Raw genomic sequence first — 15,016 nt, 5'->3', positions numbered from 1 at the left:
TTATATGAATTAATGTTGTCGATTGCGATCATACACCGCCAACATCTGCACCACCTTTTTCAACTGCCACGGCTGCAACCAATGCACAAAATCCACTTTAAACGAACGTTTCGCAATGCCATCGGCATATTCTTTCGGTAAACCATGTTTTGCTAAAAGTGCGGTAATTTTTGCCAAATAAATTTTCTTATCTTCACGTGGTGTCGCACGATTTCCCCAAAAATGACGACTGGATTTAAACCCCTTTTGCACCATAACATTTAACACCTGTTGCAATTCACTTTCCGTCATTTCAGTACAACTTGTTTTGCCCGTTGTACTCACCAATAATTGACGATAGGTTTCATCATCAAGACCTAATTGGCTTTTTCCAATATGGATTTTAGCGATTAAATTTTTACGCAACATAGCCTTTCTCCTGTTCCGCTTTCCAAGCTTTCCAAACCGCAAACTCAGGCATATTTTCCACAAATTGCAACTGCCCAATAGAGGCATAACGTTCAATATATTGAATGGCTGCCATACGTTGATCCTCTTCTTGCGCTGCCACGCTTTGCATTTCAGCTTTGCCTTCATTACGCACCACCGCAAACAAGGGTTTCGCCCCTTCATACACTTTCTTCAAATAGTTGTGATTCGATAACGCCTGAATATTGCGGGTTTCCCGACGGTTCTTCATCACCGCTTGCACCGTTTCATTCAACGCATGAGCCAATAATGGGCTAGGTTGATACATCTCTAATACGTCTTGCATTAATTTCAACGCACGCCCATTAGATAGTGCCGATCTTTCAGGACGAAACAACCCAATATAACTCACCAACGCACGGGCATTATTGCCTTTTAAATTAGTAATAATCCCTAACATCTCACGCCCCGCATCATCTTCCAACAGCGCATCCAAATGGATGTCACTATGGCAAATCGGGCAACGGCATAGTTTCATTATTGTTCCCTCAAACTTAATTTAAAACACATTACTCAGCCCACTTCATCTCACTTATCCCCCTCTTTTGTAAAGAGGGGCTAGGGGAGATTTGAATGGGCTGTAAATGGGTTTTATTTTGCATTCTGAAGAATTTTGTCAATAACTGGATCCTTCAAAAGAATTTTCTTAATAATCCCAATCAACGTATGACCAATTTCATTTGGATTATCAACTTTCGCACTAACATCCCATTCATCACCATCTTGGGTGCAAAAATCTAATTTTATTTTGTGCTCGAAACCATTTTTAACGTTAGCGTCCATACCCTCAAAAGCAATCCAACCAGCCCTCACAATTTCAGGTAACTTAAACATCAAACAAGTCATCGCATCCTTCACATATAAAACTGTCACTTCTTGATGGTATTCTGTTTTTACATTAAAAGTTAAATCGTCATCAGTGACTCCCACTTTAAACTCAAGCGTTACTGCATACTTTTTTTCTTCCATTTCATTTATCTCCCCAATCTCATTCTCAACCCTGGCAACAAATTCTGTACATTTCCCACATAAACAGCAGCATATTGAGCTTGCCTTGTGCGAAGATAGGTTTGTGCTTTAATAAGCTGCATTGCTGCTTGCTCTAACTGTTCATCCAACCGCACTTTTTCTTGTTCTGTCATACTTCCTCCCCTTCAATCACTGAATCAATTTCCACAACTAAACCGGTTAATGGCGGAGCGGTGTTTAAATCACACAACTCAATAGCTTGTTCTAGTGTTTCCGCTTTCATTTTCACTTCAATTACGCCATAAAGGCGCACGATATAATCAGCCATAAATCCTCCTAAAAAGGTCTTCTTAATATTCGTTCACAAAACGTAGCGCGGTGTTTGCACCACTCTCGGTTACGTGCGTTAGGTGCGTTAAGTTCTGCAATCGCCCATTGCTCTTTGGCGTCTTGCAGTTCGCCTCTACGTTCACTGTTTGCCGCTTGTTCACTGTAATATTTAAAGCGATCAAACTTGTTGATGTTTTTGTTCATAAGGTTCTCCTGTTGGTTTAAAGCCCATTATGAATGCCCTCATCTCATCCCCCTCTTTTGTAAAGAGGGGTTAGGGGAGATTTAAAGGGCATTTAATAAAGGGCATTTAAATAAGTTTTATAAATTCTTAAACATCAAATATGCTAACCACGCATATAGTGCAAAAAGACAAATTACAACGATGCCAGACTCACTCATCTACGCCCCCGCTACATCTAACGCAATCGGCACATACTGATCGGTTTCGCCCACACGTTCATAAAGTCGAACATAAGCCTTACTACTCACCACTTGCACGCTTTCGCTAATCGCCTGCATTGCGTTTTGCCAACGTTCATCTTGAATATCTACCCGTCGCAAACCTAAAATTCGTGAAGTGTTGAGGTTTCCCTCTTTATCCACATTAAACGCACGTTCAATTAATGCTTTTAGTTCCGGGCGAGAGCCTTCGCTCCATTCATTCAAGCACGCATCAATCAACACTTTTGCCGCTTGGATACGTTCATCAAATTGCAAATGGTCGTTAATCGCACGTTGGATTTTATATTTGCCGTCGTAGCTATAAAGTGTGATATTGCCTTTACTACCGCCCATTTTCGCATTGTATTTTTCAGCCGAAAGTTCAATAAACGCTTGAATATCGCCGAAAATGCCATCTTTAAAATTGCGCATCTCCTTATTTAAGGACACGCCTTTTTCCACCCATTCACGCACAAGCACATCACGTGCTTTGTCGATGTCTTTTACCAACTCAGCTGGCGTTAAATTGCCTCTTGCATCACGCCAGTATTCTTTCCCTTCAATCATTTGCTTCATTTAGAGCTCCTCTTTATCTAACTTAATCACTACAAGTCGCTTACCTTTATCACGTTTACATCGGGCGACTGTTGCCGAGCTGTAAATCGTTTTTTCACTCACATTGAGCTTCTTTGCTAATTCTTCCGCAGTCCCGTCACCCAAATTCTCTTCGCCACGATAGACTGCATAAATTTGCCGACGCGTTGCCATTCCTCCTCCTAGTTCAAATACTTCCGCCAAACCACACGGATACCTTCCACCGTAAATTGCGCTTCTTGGTATCGCCCCACATCACGCCCCACGTGATACACATAAGCCTGTTGGTCTTTCTCGAGCTGTTCTGTTACCGCATTATTCATCACACGCACCGTCGGTCTTATCTTCTCAAAGTGCACATTAATTACCGTCAGCCCCATTTCATTTAAGCGTCTCACTGCTTTTTCTACTTGTTCTAAATAAGCCAACATCACGGCATTGTTTTTGTTTAATTGTTTATTTTTTCTTGCTTGCAACATGGTTATCTCCTTAACTAATTAACATTTTGCTGTATTGTTCAATCATCTCTGCGCTAATTTCGGTTTCGTTAATCTCTGCCGAACGCACAACACCTCGCATTAACTTACTTAATCGGCGTGCGTTGCCTTTACAGGCCTTCAATAAAGGAGCATTAAATTCACTCGTATTAAGCGCACTTTCCGCTAACATGGCTAAATCGTCATCAGGTAGGGCATTACCAAGGTCACAAGCAAATCCCACTCGACTATAAAGCTGTGCCAGTTCGTTATTTTTCCCTTTTAAATTCACCAACAAGCGAGGCATACCCGCTAAAATCACGCCACAATTCGTTAAATCGTGAATGCGTCGGATAAATTCCAAAGAGCGGGTAGAAAGTAACTCGGCTTCATCAATCATTAACAAACGTTCCGCACCATTTACTTTTTCCACAATTCCTGAAAGTACATCGTTGTTTACCCCTCGGCTGGTTGAACCAACATTTTCTGCAATCTTGCGTAGTAACACTTTCGGTGTGCAACTTGGATCAACCTCAATCAAAATGGCTGAACTATGTTCTTTCGCATATTGTTTAAGCATTTGTGTTTTGCCTAATCCTGCTGCGCCATAAATCACATTAATTTCGCCCTCAGCGTGGGCAAAGTGCATAATTTCCATACCGCGCTTTGCTGTTTGAGTGGGGACAAATGCATTGTTGTATTTCGCTTCAACCACTTTCGCCTTATGGCGTGCTAACAACTCATTCACTTTTTCATCGAGCCACTTGGTATCGGTCGGGTATTTACCGTTTAAATATTGGCTCACTGTTGTAATAGATACATCAAACAAGGTTGCCACTTGTTTTTGGCTCATCTTGTGCGCATCCATAAATGCTTTTAATTCTTGTGCTTTCATTTTTTGCTCCGTTATAATTCTGTTTTAAACCTACCTAAACCAAGGAGAGCCTTATGTCGCAAACTCAACTCGAAGACTTACAGCAACAACTTTCTGCCCTAAACGGTCGGCTTGCTGTACAACAGATTTTAATTCGCTCGCTAATTGTTCAACTTGCCGAGCAGGATCAACTTGCGCTGCTTCAATTTCAGGGCGATTCGCACGATCAGCTTCGTCTTTTGTTACAAAGCACTGATGTGCCTGATTTTGTTGCGACGGATATGAAGGCGTACCTTGATTCATATCTAGAGCCGTTGATTGCGATGCTAAATTTGGGGCAACGCCACTAGGGGTCAAAATCCAACCTGGGAAATCGTTTATTTTCGACCAATCTCTTTTAATCAACGTTTTAGCGCGTTTAAATCGTCTTTTGGCGCGCGCTTTACGTTCTTTTTCAATAAAATTCTTCATCTTGTTCTCCTTATTCATTCACTAACTTTTTTCTTTGTTCCCACGCTTCTTTGTCCGCTTTGGTTAAGAAAATTGGGGTAGCTTCCTGTTTGGCTTTCGGTTTTGTGCGTAACAGTTCAAAACCTTGCTGATGGTCAATCGTAATAATCGGGTTAAGTTCTGCATTAATCTCATCAAGCTGTTCTTGTTTCAATTTCGCGCGGCGTGCATGACGCTCTTGACGTGTTTTCTCAACAAACGGCATTGGGAAGGCATCACGTTTATTGCCATCTAATTCGGCATAACAAACAAAAGTGCCGTCTTGCTTTCTCACAATCACTTGGCTTGGATCATGAATATCAAACATCACTTGCACCTTTTGCCCATCAACATCGAGCAATTTCGCGCTAAAGTAATAATTATTGAAAAGTTGTAACCAACCACGTTGTGCCACACGTAATGTACTTGGGCGGAATAAATCCCTTGCTTCCACTGGCGTAACAAAGACCAAATCATCAGGGTTCATTTTTTCCATCAACTGACGGCGTTTTTGTGCAGGTGTCATTCCCCCTAGTTCTCTGTGCTCGTGTTTATTGTTGTATTCATCAATGCCTTCTTGGCAGGCTTGTAAAAACTGATTCCAGCTTGGCAATTTACCCACTGCCCATTGTTGTTTTGGCGTTAGTTGTGTCGCACCTTTACGCTTTGCTTTATCCAGTGAAATCACTGCTGTGCTCACTTGTCGAATAGTGTCGCGGTCTGCCCCTGTGCCGTGATAGGTTTCAAACTGGCGAGCGATACGATATAAAATCGTTTGATGCACCCGCTCAATAATCCCACGCCCTTGTGGATTGCCTGGAATCCCTGTTTGGTGATTAATCCCCAAACGTGGCAACATCCCCGTAATATCACCATCAAGCATCCAGTTTTTCTCGCCACCACCGTTATCGGAGTAATAAATTGCGGGTATGCCGTAGCGTTCCACGCCATAACGCAAGGCATCTGCCACTGCCAGAACGTTTTCCGCCAAACTAGCCGACCAACCCACAATAAAGCGGCAAGAGGCATCCATAATTAATGTCACCTCAGGAATAAAAGGGCGACCGTGTTCAGGATGGGCGACTTTCAATTTCATCGCATGGCCATCACCCACCCACACATCATTCACCTGCAACACGCTCCAATGGCGTTTAACATAAGTGTTAAGAGCACGGAGTTCAGAACCCGTCTTACGACCAATTTCCTTAATGTGTTTTGGCAATTTCGCCAACGCAGCGCGAACTTGGTCAATACTCGGTTTCATTTCTAAACGTAACGGCTCGTCTGCAAAACGTGCATCCCATTCCAGCCGAAAATAGTGATAGGCTTCTGCCACATTGATGCCATTGGTTTGGCGATATATCGCCAAAAAGTCAGGCAACCACACAATTTCTTCAGCCTTTTTCGCCACCCGTTGCATTGGTGCGAGGGCTTTTAATCGTTCTTCAGGGGTATCCGCCTTTTCATAATCCAACACCCATTGATTCAAAGTGCGGTCAGATAAAGTGCGATTTTTTCCTTTCTTGTTATTGGCGGTTTCAACCAATCTCATCAAATCAGAAGAAATGCCACCATGTTTGATTTGTTCACAAAAAAACTTAATCGCCTTGTAACGAGGTTGGGCTTGTTCAAGCTGTGCCACTTGAGCAACTAACGCCATTCTTGCCCCTGCTACTTCACGTTGTTTTTCCGTTAAAGTTTTTAATTCCACCTGACGGAGATTGGCGGGAAGAGATTTGGGTTTGGCTTTAACGATAGAAGCTGCAAATTTGTTACGAATTTCATCTTGTAAGGCTTGTGGCATTGATGAAAGAGCATATTCTTTGCCCCCACCTTTTCCTTCACGTTTACGCCATTCCACATTTTCACGTTCAAACAATGCGAGTGCATTTTTATGTGCAGTAGGCATGTTTAAAAGCTTAAGTTTTAATAATTCCGCTATCGGATAATGTGTTTTTAAAGAAATTTCGTTCATAAATAATCCTTTTTGTTTCTTTTACGTTTAAATTCCTTTAAGATTAAAACTTATTTGTTAAAACAGGTTTTCGGTTACGTTCAATTCGTTCCTGAGAACGTGCAGCCCAAATTTCTTCAGGGGCAACACCGACCGCATTAGCGATAAGTCTTTCCATTTTCGGATAGGGTTTATCAAGTGCGGTCTTTAATGTGTTGTAACTCACGTTCCCAGCTTCAGCCAAAGAACGTAAAGACCACCCGTTTTTACGCAACGCAGCCAAAATATCCGCACGATGCCAATCGCATATAGCGGTTTTTTTTTGTGTCGCTTAATACACTCATTAAATACACCTCCTTTTATGTATCCAATGCGTGTATTAAACCGTAAAACTTTAAACAAATCAACCGTAAAACTAAAATTTGTTCGAAATATTTTCGCTTTAAGGTTTGCATTTAATAAAATCAATGCGTTAGATATTTGTTTTACGGAAGATGAATGAAATAGGAAACCGTAAAACATGAGCAAGCCTAACATTTACGATGAAAACTTCTCAAATAGAATGAAATTGATTGCTGAAAAGAGCTTTAAGAATAATTACAGTGAATTTGCAAGAGCAGTTGGGGTTGCACAAGCATCTCTTGCGCGATGGGTAAAAGGAGAAGCGGATCCATCTAGAACAAATTTGATTAAAATTACAGAAGCAGGCGGTGTAAGCCTTGATTGGTTAGCCCTTGGCGTGGGTAATATGGATGGAGTAGAACCACAAGCAAAGAAATCTGAGGTTAATTTAATAGCAAGTAATGACGAAACGTTTTCTGTGATTGAAGACTGCCGAGAAGTGCGAATTTCAGCCGGTGGCGGTGGTTTTAACGATGAATATAAACCTTATCAAACCACCAAAGTAGAAAAGGCTTGGCTCGATTCACGTCGCTTAAAAGCGGAAGACTGTGCAATGTTCTTAGTAAGTGGCGATAGCATGTATCCAACGCTAAAAGACGGCGAAGAGATTATTGTAGATCGGTCGAAAAAGGAATTAAAAGACGGAAAAATCTTTGTATTAAATAATGAAGGTGCAATGCTAGTGAAGAAAGTGCAAATTACCTACAACGGCATCACACTCATCAGCCAAAACACAGAATACGCACCAATAGAACTCAACGCAGAACAAGCCAATAACTTGATTGTGATAGGGCAAGTCGTGCGTGGCTATCGTGACTTCTAATATGTCGCCGACATCAATGTCGGTAACATCCACAGAAACCGCATTACAAGCACTTTCTTAATATTTTAAAGCACAAAGGCAAGGAAGTCTGTGTTCCTTTCAAATACCGCCAAATAATGGCGCATTTTCGCAAATTCTACCCATAATCACACACAACAAACCGCTAGATTTCATCTAAACGCACCAAAATCGCCCCAAAAACTAACAAAAAAAGGCGATTTCTGCCACTGAAACCGCCTTTTCTATTTAGTGAGCTTGTAAGTTAGCTTCTAAGTTATCGTCTCTGGTTAGAAATTTAAGGTAAATTCTTAGTAGCAAAACTCAATGACCTATTCAGTTTAAAGCCGTTTTAAACTAACTTTAAAATGAACTTTAAATTTTTAAAAATGTTTAAAACCTAACAATTCACCGCCAACTTTTATGCAAAATAAAACCCAATTTTCGACCATTTTCCCCCAATCCCCACCATTTTCCATTTTTGCATAAACTTTCCCCCTAAAAACGCCAAAGCCCCATAAACAGGGGCTTCAGCCAATTTTTTCCCACCAAATTTTTTCTTTTTCCTTATGCAAATATTGTCACTACCCCATAAATAGAAATATTTCCCGATTGAAATTCAAACATACTGGAATGGCTGGCTATTCAATCACAGCTAAGGGTGCTAGATATTTATTGAATAACATAAGAAATAAACAACTTTATCTTGCTATTGATACTCTAATTTTTGATGAATTATTAGGCAAAAAAGATTATAAAGTTATGCAACTTTCCCCTGCAATATGCGCTCAAAGTTTTATTCTGCATGATGAAAATTATTTTGAGAGTAGTTTGCATAATGGTAGGGAAAAAGTGCATAAAAACCAAATTCCCGCTAAACCTTTAGCTAAAATAAAAAATGAACTAATTAGAATAAAAAAACGGATATTCGGAAAACAAGTTCCATTTAAATAATAAAAGTGCGGTTAAAAATCTTATTAAATTTTAACCGCACTTTTTTGTTTATTCTACTTCTGGTAAATTTACCGCACCTTTATAGCCTAATTGTCGCCACGCTTCATAAACCGTTACTGCAACAGAATTAGACAAGTTCATACTGCGGCTATTGGCTGTCATTGGAATGCGGATTTTTTGTTCCATCGGCATTTCATTTAAAATTGACATCGGAATGCCACGAGTTTCTGGGCCAAACATTAAATAATCCCCAAGTTCAAATTTCACTTGGCTATGGGCTGGGCTGCCTTTTGTTGTAAGTGCAAAAAGGCGTTTGGGTTTTTCGCTTTCTAAAAAGGCTTCAAAAGTCTTGTGGCGTTTGATTTCCGCAAATTCGTGATAATCCAAACCTGAGCGGCGTAAGCGTTTATCATCCCAAGTGAAACCAAGAGGTTCAATTAAGTGCAAGCGAAATCCTGTGTTGGCACAAAGTCGAATAATGTTACCAGTATTTTGTGGGATTTCTGGTTCATATAAAACAATATCTAACATAATTTTTCTCTAATTCTGATATAAACGATAACTCACCATTCCCGTTGTTTTTTCTTTCAATAACGTCCAGTTTTCAGGCGTGGTGAGTGGTTTGTCTTTCTCTGTTTCTACGTAAATTAACGCATTGGGTTTTAGCCAATTATTTTCACAAAGCAAGTTAATTGCTTGTTCTGCCAAATTAAAATGAAAGGGTGGATCCAAAAACACGACATCAAAGTGCGGTTGATTTTGTGGCTGTTTTAGAAAATCCAAACTACTTTGATTAATCACTTCAGCCTGTTCTGATGAGCATTTGAGTGTTTGTAAATTCTTTTTTAATTGATTGGCAACGGTTTTATCTAATTCTAAAAAAGTCACCTTTTTTGCTTGGCGAGAAAGTGCTTCAAAACCTAACGAACCACTCCCCGCAAAGCCATCTAAACATTCAGATTGGTGGATATAAGGCATTAACCAATTAAAAAGCGTTTCTTTCACTCTATCGCCAGTTGGGCGTAAGCCTTCAGAATTTAATACAGGAAGTTTTCGCCCTCGCCATAGTCCAGCAATAATGCGAACTTCGCCCTTTGCATTTGGCGTTTGTATTTTTTTCATAAAGATTCGATTTTTATTGAAAATTGTGCTTAGTTTAGACGATTTTTTGCTAGAATGAACGACATTTTTATCGGATTACAGTTAAGAGAGCATTTTATGGCTGAAGAAAATAAAAAAGGCGGATTTTGGGCATCATTATTTGGGCGTAATAAAAAGCAAGATGAACCTAAAATTGAGCCGATAATTGAAGAAGAAAAGATAAAAGATATCGAGTCGTCTATTGAAAAATTTGAAACTCATGATTTAGTCGAAGAAGAAAAAATACAGGAAATTTCAACCGCACTTGAGGCAGTCGAAGAAATCATCGAAGCGAAAAAGTTAGAAGATGATCTTCAGCCTGTTGCTGAAATTGAAACTCGCGAAAAACCAAGTGAAGGGGGCTTTTTTAGTCGTTTAGTTAAGGGATTACTGAAAACTAAACAAAATATTGGCGCGGGTTTTCGTGGTTTTTTCTTAGGAAAGAAAATCGATGATGAGTTGTTTGAAGAATTAGAAGAACAACTTTTGATTGCGGATATTGGCGTGCCGACAACAAGTAAAATTATCAAAAATTTGACTGAACATGCAAGTCGCAAAGAATTACAAGATGCCGAGCTTTTATATCAACAATTAAAAGTAGAAATGGCGGATATTCTTGAGCCAGTAGCACAACCTTTAGAGATTGATAGCACGAAAAAACCTTATGTGATTTTAATGGTGGGCGTAAATGGCGTGGGTAAAACAACGACAATTGGTAAGCTTGCACGTAAATTTCAGGCTGAAGGAAAATCAGTGATGCTCGCAGCAGGTGATACTTTCCGCGCAGCGGCTGTTGAGCAGCTTCAAGTTTGGGGAGAACGCAATCATATTCCAGTTGTTGCGCAAAGCACGGGTTCTGATTCTGCGTCTGTGATTTTTGATGCGATGCAATCAGCGGCTGCACGCAATATTGATATTCTTATTGCGGATACGGCGGGTCGTTTACAAAATAAAAATAACTTAATGGACGAACTGAAAAAAATTGTTCGTGTTATGAAAAAATATGATGAAACTGCGCCACATGAAATTATGCTTACGCTGGATGCTGGTACGGGACAAAATGCTATTAGCCAAGCGAAGTTATTTAATGAGGCTGTGGGTTTAACAGGAATCTCTCTAACAAAATTAGATGGCACGGCAAAAGGCGGTGTGATTTTTGCCATAGCCGATCAGTTTAAGTTGCCTATTCGCTATATCGGTGTAGGCGAGAAAATTGAAGATTTACGTGAGTTTAATGCGAAAGAATTTATTGAGGCATTATTCGTTCATGAAGAAGAATAAAAAGAATAAGGAAGAATTGTGATTAAGTTCTCAAATGTTTCTAAAGCCTATCATGGTGCAACGCAGCCAGCGTTACAAGGCTTGAATTTTCATCTTCCAGTGGGAAGTATGACTTACTTAGTTGGGCATTCAGGCGCAGGGAAAAGTACATTACTCAAGCTTATTATGGGGATGGAAAAAGCCAACGCAGGTCAAATTTGGTTTAACGGACACGATATTACTCGCTTGTCAAAATATGAAATTCCATTTCTGCGTCGCCAAATTGGTATGGTTCATCAAGATTATCGTTTATTAACAGATCGTACAGTGGTGGAAAATGTGGCATTGCCGTTGATTATTGCAGGTATGCATCCAAAAGATGCGAATACTCGAGCAATGGCATCTTTAGATCGTGTAGGATTGCGTAATAAAGCCCACTATTTGCCACCGCAAATTTCTGGCGGAGAACAGCAACGCGTTGATATTGCGCGTGCGATTGTGCATAAACCTCAACTCTTATTGGCAGATGAACCAACGGGTAATTTAGACGATGAACTTTCCGTGGGGATTTTTAATTTGTTTGAAGAATTTAATCGTCTAGGAATGACCGTGTTAATTGCTACTCACGACATTAATTTAATTCAACAAAAACCAAAACCTTGTCTTGTGCTTGAACAAGGTTATTTACGTTATTAAGGAATAATCATGAGCCGATCAACGGATGCATCTGTTTTTGTTCAAACAGCCTATACTTTGCGTGCAGTATGGGCGGATTTGTGGCAACGTAAATTTGGCACGCTGCTCACGATTTTAGTGATTGCCGTTTCGCTTACGATCCCGACTGTGAGCTATTTAATGTGGAAAAATTTGCATTTAGCCACCACTCAATTTTATCCTGAAAGTGAATTGACTATTTATCTTCATAAAAATTTAAGTGAGGAAAACGCGAATTTAGTGGTAGAGAAAATCCGTCAGCAAAAAGGCGTGGAATCACTGAATTATGTTTCTCGTCAAGAAAGTTTAAAGGAATTTAAAAGCTGGTCTGGCTTTGGCGAAGAATTAGAAATTTTAGATGATAATCCATTGCCTGCGGTCGTTATAGTAAAACCGACGAGCGAATTTAATGTTTCAGAAAAACGTGACGAATTACGAACCAATTTAAATAAAATTAAAGGCGTGCAAGAAGTTCGCTTAGATAACGATTGGATGGAAAAATTAACCGCACTTTCTTGGTTAATCGCCCATGTGGCAATTTTCTGCACTGTATTAATGACGATAGCGGTATTTTTAGTTATTGGTAACAGTATTCGCTCTGATGTGTATAGTAGCCGATCAAGTATTGATGTGATGAAATTACTTGGTGCAACAGATCAGTTTATCCTTCGTCCTTATCTTTATACAGGGATGATTTATGCTGTGTTAGGTGGGTTAGTTGCAGCAATTTTTAGTAGCTTTATTATCAGCTATTTTACTTCTGCGGTGAAATATGTAACGGATATTTTTGCCGTCCAATTCGGTTTGAATGGATTAGGCGTTGGCGAATTTGTATTCTTATTAGTGTGCTGTTTAATTATGGGCTATGTTGGGGCGTGGATTTCTGCAAAACGGCATTTGTCGGTGTTAGATAATCGTTATTAATTGAAGGTGTTAAAGTGCGGTTATTGTTCAATATATTTTTTGAAAGAGAAATATGGAGAAAAATAACCGCACTTTTTATTTGTTTTGAATAAATTCCTTGCAATTTGTTTAACTTTTGTGTAGCATTCACAAGCTTTCAATATGAGAGCCGTTTAATGTAATCATTTATTGAACGGGCATGACGATATGTCAGGCTAACAATGTTTCCGATTTGGAGACTATATAACAGGTAACTTGCACCTCCTTTTCTATTTTGAAGTTAGAATTGTGATTGGTGTTAGTTTTTTTATTAGCTAAATTTTATTGGAGCTCTGGTCTAATGCAGAACCAAAGAATCCGTATCCGCTTAAAAGCTTTCGATCACCGTTTGATCGATCAATCTACTGCGGAGATCGTAGAAACAGCTAAACGTACTGGCGCACAAGTTCGTGGTCCAATTCCTTTACCAACTCGTAAAGAGCGTTTCACCGTGTTGATTTCTCCACACGTAAACAAAGACGCACGTGACCAATACGAAATTCGTACTCACAAACGTTTAGTAGATATCGTAGAGCCAACAGAAAAAACTGTTGATGCATTAATGCGTTTAGATTTGGCTGCCGGCGTGGACGTGCAGATCAGCCTAGGTTAATTAAGAGGTTATTACAATGATTGGTTTAGTCGGTCGTAAAGTTGGTATGACCCGTATCTTCAATGAAGACGGCGTGTCAGTACCAGTTACCGTTATCGAAATTGAAGCCAACCGCGTAACTCAAGTTAAAACTCTTGAAAACGATGGCTATACTGCAGTTCAAGTTACTACTGGTTCTAGAAAAGCGAATCGTGTAACTAAACCTGAAGCAGGCCATTTCGTGAAAGCAGGTGTTGAAGCTGGTCGCGGTTTATGGGAATTTCGTACTGAAGGTGAAGAATTCACTTTAGGTCAAGAAATCAATGTAGACATCTTTGCAGATGTTAAAAAAGTAGATGTTACTGGTACTTCTAAAGGTAAAGGTTTCCAAGGTGGTGTTAAACGTTGGAACTTCCGTACTCAAGATGCTACACACGGTAACTCTTTATCACATCGTGTACTTGGTTCTATTGGTCAAAACCAAACACCAGGTCGTGTGTTTAAAGGTAAAAAAATGGCAGGACATTTAGGTGCTGAACGTGTAACTGTTCAATCACTTGAAGTTGTTCGTGTAGATGCTGAGCGTAAATTGCTATTAGTAAAAGGTTCTGTACCTGGTGCTATCAATGGCGATGTTATCGTTAAGCCAGCAGTTAAAGCATAAGTCTAGGAGATAGAGATGGAATTACAAGTTGTAGGTGCAAACGCACTCACTGTTTCTGAAACTACCTTCGGACGTGAGTTTAACGAAGCGTTGATCCACCAAGTTGTTGTTGCTTATGCAGCAGGTGCGCGTCAAGGTACTCGTGCACAAAAAACTCGTGCTGAAGTGTCTGGTTCAGGTAAAAAACCTTGGCGTCAAAAAGGTACAGGTCGTGCTCGTGCTGGTGATATCAAATCACCAATCTGGCGTTCTGGTGGTACAACCTTCGCGGCTAAACCACAAGATCACAGCCAAAAAGTGAACAAGAAAATGTACCGTGGTGCTATCAAAAGCATTCTTTCTGAATTAGTTCGTCAAGACCGTTTGGTTGTGGTGGAAAAATTTGAATTAGATGCACCAAAAACTAAAGTTTTAGTACAAAAATTAAAAGATTTAGCCGTTGAAGATGCGTTAATTATCACAGCAAGTTTAGATGAAAATCTATTCTTAGCCGCACGTAACTTATATAAAGTTGATGTACGTGATGTTCAAGGTATCGATCCAGTTAGCTTAATCGCTTTCGATAAAGTGATTGTTACTGTTGATGCTGTGAAACAAATTGAGGAGATCCTAGCATGAGTCAAGAACGTTTGCTAAGCGTGCTACGTGCACCACATATCTCTGAAAAAGCAACTAACAATGCTGAAAAATCTAACACTGTTGTACTTAAAGTTGCTTTAGATGCGAACAAAGCTGAAATTGCTGCTGCGGTTGCTCAATTATTTGAAGTAAAAGTAGATTCAGTTCGTACTGTGGTTGTTAAAGGTAAAACTAAACGCCGTGGTAACAAAATGGGTCGTCGCAGCGACTGGAAAAAAGCTTATGTAACTTTAGCCGAAGGCCAAAACTTGGACTTCGTGGACAGTGCAGAGTAATCGGAGGAAATTAGAG

23 protein-coding genes and 1 pseudogene are annotated in these 15,016 nt (G+C 39.9%); 9 read left to right on the top strand and 15 right to left on the bottom strand.

The features are described from left to right. Nucleotides 1–9: 9 nt before the first annotated feature. The 13 genes and pseudogenes from DQN49_RS01235 to DQN49_RS01185 all read right to left on the bottom strand — a co-directional run bounded on the left by DQN49_RS01235 (nucleotide 10) and on the right by DQN49_RS01185 (nucleotide 6,942). On the bottom strand, nucleotides 10–408 hold the full coding sequence (locus tag DQN49_RS01235; RefSeq protein ID WP_006995453.1) for a gp16 family protein: 399 nt from the start codon (nucleotides 406–408) through the stop codon (nucleotides 10–12). Beyond that, nucleotides 398–946, bottom strand: coding sequence for a hypothetical protein (locus DQN49_RS01230; protein ID WP_006995454.1), 549 nt, complete (start codon nucleotides 944–946; stop codon nucleotides 398–400). Before DQN49_RS01230 ends, DQN49_RS01235 begins: the two co-directional genes overlap by 11 nt. Nucleotides 947–1,059: 113 nt before the next feature. Further along, complete coding sequence (locus tag DQN49_RS01225) at nucleotides 1,060–1,437, bottom strand: hypothetical protein (RefSeq protein ID WP_006995455.1); 378 nt, start codon at nucleotides 1,435–1,437, stop codon at nucleotides 1,060–1,062. A gap of 5 nt (nucleotides 1,438–1,442) precedes the next feature. Further along, entirely contained in the window at nucleotides 1,443–1,610 is a 168-nt protein-coding gene (locus DQN49_RS10150) for a hypothetical protein (RefSeq protein WP_006995456.1), read from the bottom strand. Then, nucleotides 1,607–1,765 (bottom strand): hypothetical protein, encoded by a 159-nt coding sequence (locus DQN49_RS10145; protein ID WP_005688593.1) that lies wholly within the window; start codon nucleotides 1,763–1,765, stop codon nucleotides 1,607–1,609. Before DQN49_RS10145 ends, DQN49_RS10150 begins: the two co-directional genes overlap by 4 nt. Before the next feature lie 8 nt (nucleotides 1,766–1,773). Further along, entirely contained in the window at nucleotides 1,774–1,971 is a 198-nt protein-coding gene (locus DQN49_RS01220) for an ANR family transcriptional regulator (RefSeq protein WP_006995457.1), read from the bottom strand. Nucleotides 1,972–2,169: 198 nt separating this feature from the next. Beyond that, entirely contained in the window at nucleotides 2,170–2,787 is a 618-nt protein-coding gene (locus tag DQN49_RS01215; RefSeq protein WP_111723543.1) for a DUF3164 family protein, read from the bottom strand. Next, nucleotides 2,788–2,979 (bottom strand): HTH domain-containing protein, encoded by a 192-nt coding sequence (locus DQN49_RS01210; protein ID WP_005647090.1) that lies wholly within the window; start codon nucleotides 2,977–2,979, stop codon nucleotides 2,788–2,790. Between the two features lie 8 nt (nucleotides 2,980–2,987). After that, a complete protein-coding gene (locus tag DQN49_RS01205; protein WP_111723541.1) occupies nucleotides 2,988–3,284 on the bottom strand; it encodes a hypothetical protein in 297 nt (98 codons plus the stop codon). Between the two features lie 10 nt (nucleotides 3,285–3,294). Next, entirely contained in the window at nucleotides 3,295–4,176 is an 882-nt protein-coding gene (locus tag DQN49_RS01200; RefSeq protein WP_005646888.1) for an AAA family ATPase, read from the bottom strand. 51 nt (nucleotides 4,177–4,227) lie between these two features. Beyond that, the gene (locus tag DQN49_RS01195; protein WP_032826255.1) at nucleotides 4,228–4,626 is read right to left on the bottom strand and encodes a hypothetical protein; all 399 of its coding nucleotides are present in this window, start codon (nucleotides 4,624–4,626) and stop codon (nucleotides 4,228–4,230) included. Nucleotides 4,627–4,636: 10 nt separating this feature from the next. Next, nucleotides 4,637–6,619, bottom strand: coding sequence for a Mu transposase C-terminal domain-containing protein (locus DQN49_RS01190; RefSeq protein ID WP_065246979.1), 1,983 nt, complete (start codon nucleotides 6,617–6,619; stop codon nucleotides 4,637–4,639). 43 nt (nucleotides 6,620–6,662) lie between these two features. Beyond that, nucleotides 6,663–6,942 (bottom strand): annotated as a pseudogene (locus DQN49_RS01185) (helix-turn-helix domain-containing protein). Nucleotides 6,943–7,118: 176 nt separating this feature from the next. On the opposite strand from DQN49_RS01185, the gene DQN49_RS01175 reads away from it, so the two are divergent. Together DQN49_RS01175 and DQN49_RS01170 are read left to right on the top strand one after the other, a co-directional pair. Then, on the top strand, nucleotides 7,119–7,823 hold the full coding sequence (locus tag DQN49_RS01175) for a LexA family transcriptional regulator (RefSeq protein ID WP_006995464.1): 705 nt from the start codon (nucleotides 7,119–7,121) through the stop codon (nucleotides 7,821–7,823). Between the two features lie 534 nt (nucleotides 7,824–8,357). Next, nucleotides 8,358–8,774, top strand: coding sequence for a glycosyltransferase family 25 protein (locus DQN49_RS01170; RefSeq protein ID WP_223395640.1), 417 nt, complete (start codon nucleotides 8,358–8,360; stop codon nucleotides 8,772–8,774). A 48-nt stretch (nucleotides 8,775–8,822) separates the two neighbouring features. Here DQN49_RS01170 and trmL read toward each other — a convergent pair whose 3' ends face one another. Next, the gene (gene trmL, locus DQN49_RS01165; RefSeq protein WP_005666214.1) at nucleotides 8,823–9,305 is read right to left on the bottom strand and encodes a tRNA (uridine(34)/cytosine(34)/5-carboxymethylaminomethyluridine(34)-2'-O)-methyltransferase TrmL; all 483 of its coding nucleotides are present in this window, start codon (nucleotides 9,303–9,305) and stop codon (nucleotides 8,823–8,825) included. A gap of 9 nt (nucleotides 9,306–9,314) precedes the next feature. Continuing rightward, on the bottom strand, nucleotides 9,315–9,896 hold the full coding sequence (gene rsmD / locus DQN49_RS01160; protein ID WP_006995466.1) for a 16S rRNA (guanine(966)-N(2))-methyltransferase RsmD: 582 nt from the start codon (nucleotides 9,894–9,896) through the stop codon (nucleotides 9,315–9,317). Nucleotides 9,897–9,992: 96 nt separating this feature from the next. On the opposite strand from rsmD, the gene ftsY reads away from it, so the two are divergent. From ftsY to rplW, 7 genes are all read left to right on the top strand, one after another. Next, complete coding sequence (ftsY, locus tag DQN49_RS01155; protein ID WP_032826258.1) at nucleotides 9,993–11,195, top strand: signal recognition particle-docking protein FtsY; 1,203 nt, start codon at nucleotides 9,993–9,995, stop codon at nucleotides 11,193–11,195. An 18-nt stretch (nucleotides 11,196–11,213) separates the two neighbouring features. After that, nucleotides 11,214–11,870 (top strand): cell division ATP-binding protein FtsE, encoded by a 657-nt coding sequence (gene ftsE, locus DQN49_RS01150; RefSeq protein ID WP_005648452.1) that lies wholly within the window; start codon nucleotides 11,214–11,216, stop codon nucleotides 11,868–11,870. Nucleotides 11,871–11,879: 9 nt separating this feature from the next. Continuing rightward, a complete protein-coding gene (ftsX, locus tag DQN49_RS01145) occupies nucleotides 11,880–12,812 on the top strand; it encodes a permease-like cell division protein FtsX (RefSeq protein WP_006995468.1) in 933 nt (310 codons plus the stop codon). Between the two features lie 319 nt (nucleotides 12,813–13,131). Then, entirely contained in the window at nucleotides 13,132–13,443 is a 312-nt protein-coding gene (rpsJ, locus tag DQN49_RS01140) for a 30S ribosomal protein S10 (RefSeq protein WP_001181005.1), read from the top strand. Between the two features lie 16 nt (nucleotides 13,444–13,459). Further along, nucleotides 13,460–14,086: a 50S ribosomal protein L3 gene (rplC, locus tag DQN49_RS01135; RefSeq protein ID WP_006995470.1), complete on the top strand. Its 627-nt coding sequence runs from the start codon at nucleotides 13,460–13,462 to the stop codon at nucleotides 14,084–14,086. A gap of 15 nt (nucleotides 14,087–14,101) precedes the next feature. Further along, nucleotides 14,102–14,704, top strand: a complete 603-nt coding sequence (gene rplD / locus DQN49_RS01130) for a 50S ribosomal protein L4 (RefSeq protein ID WP_005652369.1) — start codon at nucleotides 14,102–14,104, stop codon at nucleotides 14,702–14,704. Beyond that, nucleotides 14,701–15,000, top strand: coding sequence for a 50S ribosomal protein L23 (gene rplW, locus DQN49_RS01125; RefSeq protein WP_005632756.1), 300 nt, complete (start codon nucleotides 14,701–14,703; stop codon nucleotides 14,998–15,000). Before rplD ends, rplW begins: the two co-directional genes overlap by 4 nt. The last annotated feature ends 16 nt before the right edge of the window (nucleotides 15,001–15,016 follow it).

This window comes from Haemophilus aegyptius (assembly GCF_900475885.1).
In the GTDB taxonomy this organism is placed as follows: Bacteria; Pseudomonadota; Gammaproteobacteria; order Enterobacterales; family Pasteurellaceae; genus Haemophilus; species Haemophilus influenzae.
Note: the sequence above shows the minus strand (reverse complement) of the source record. Positions and strands in the feature narration are given on the sequence as shown.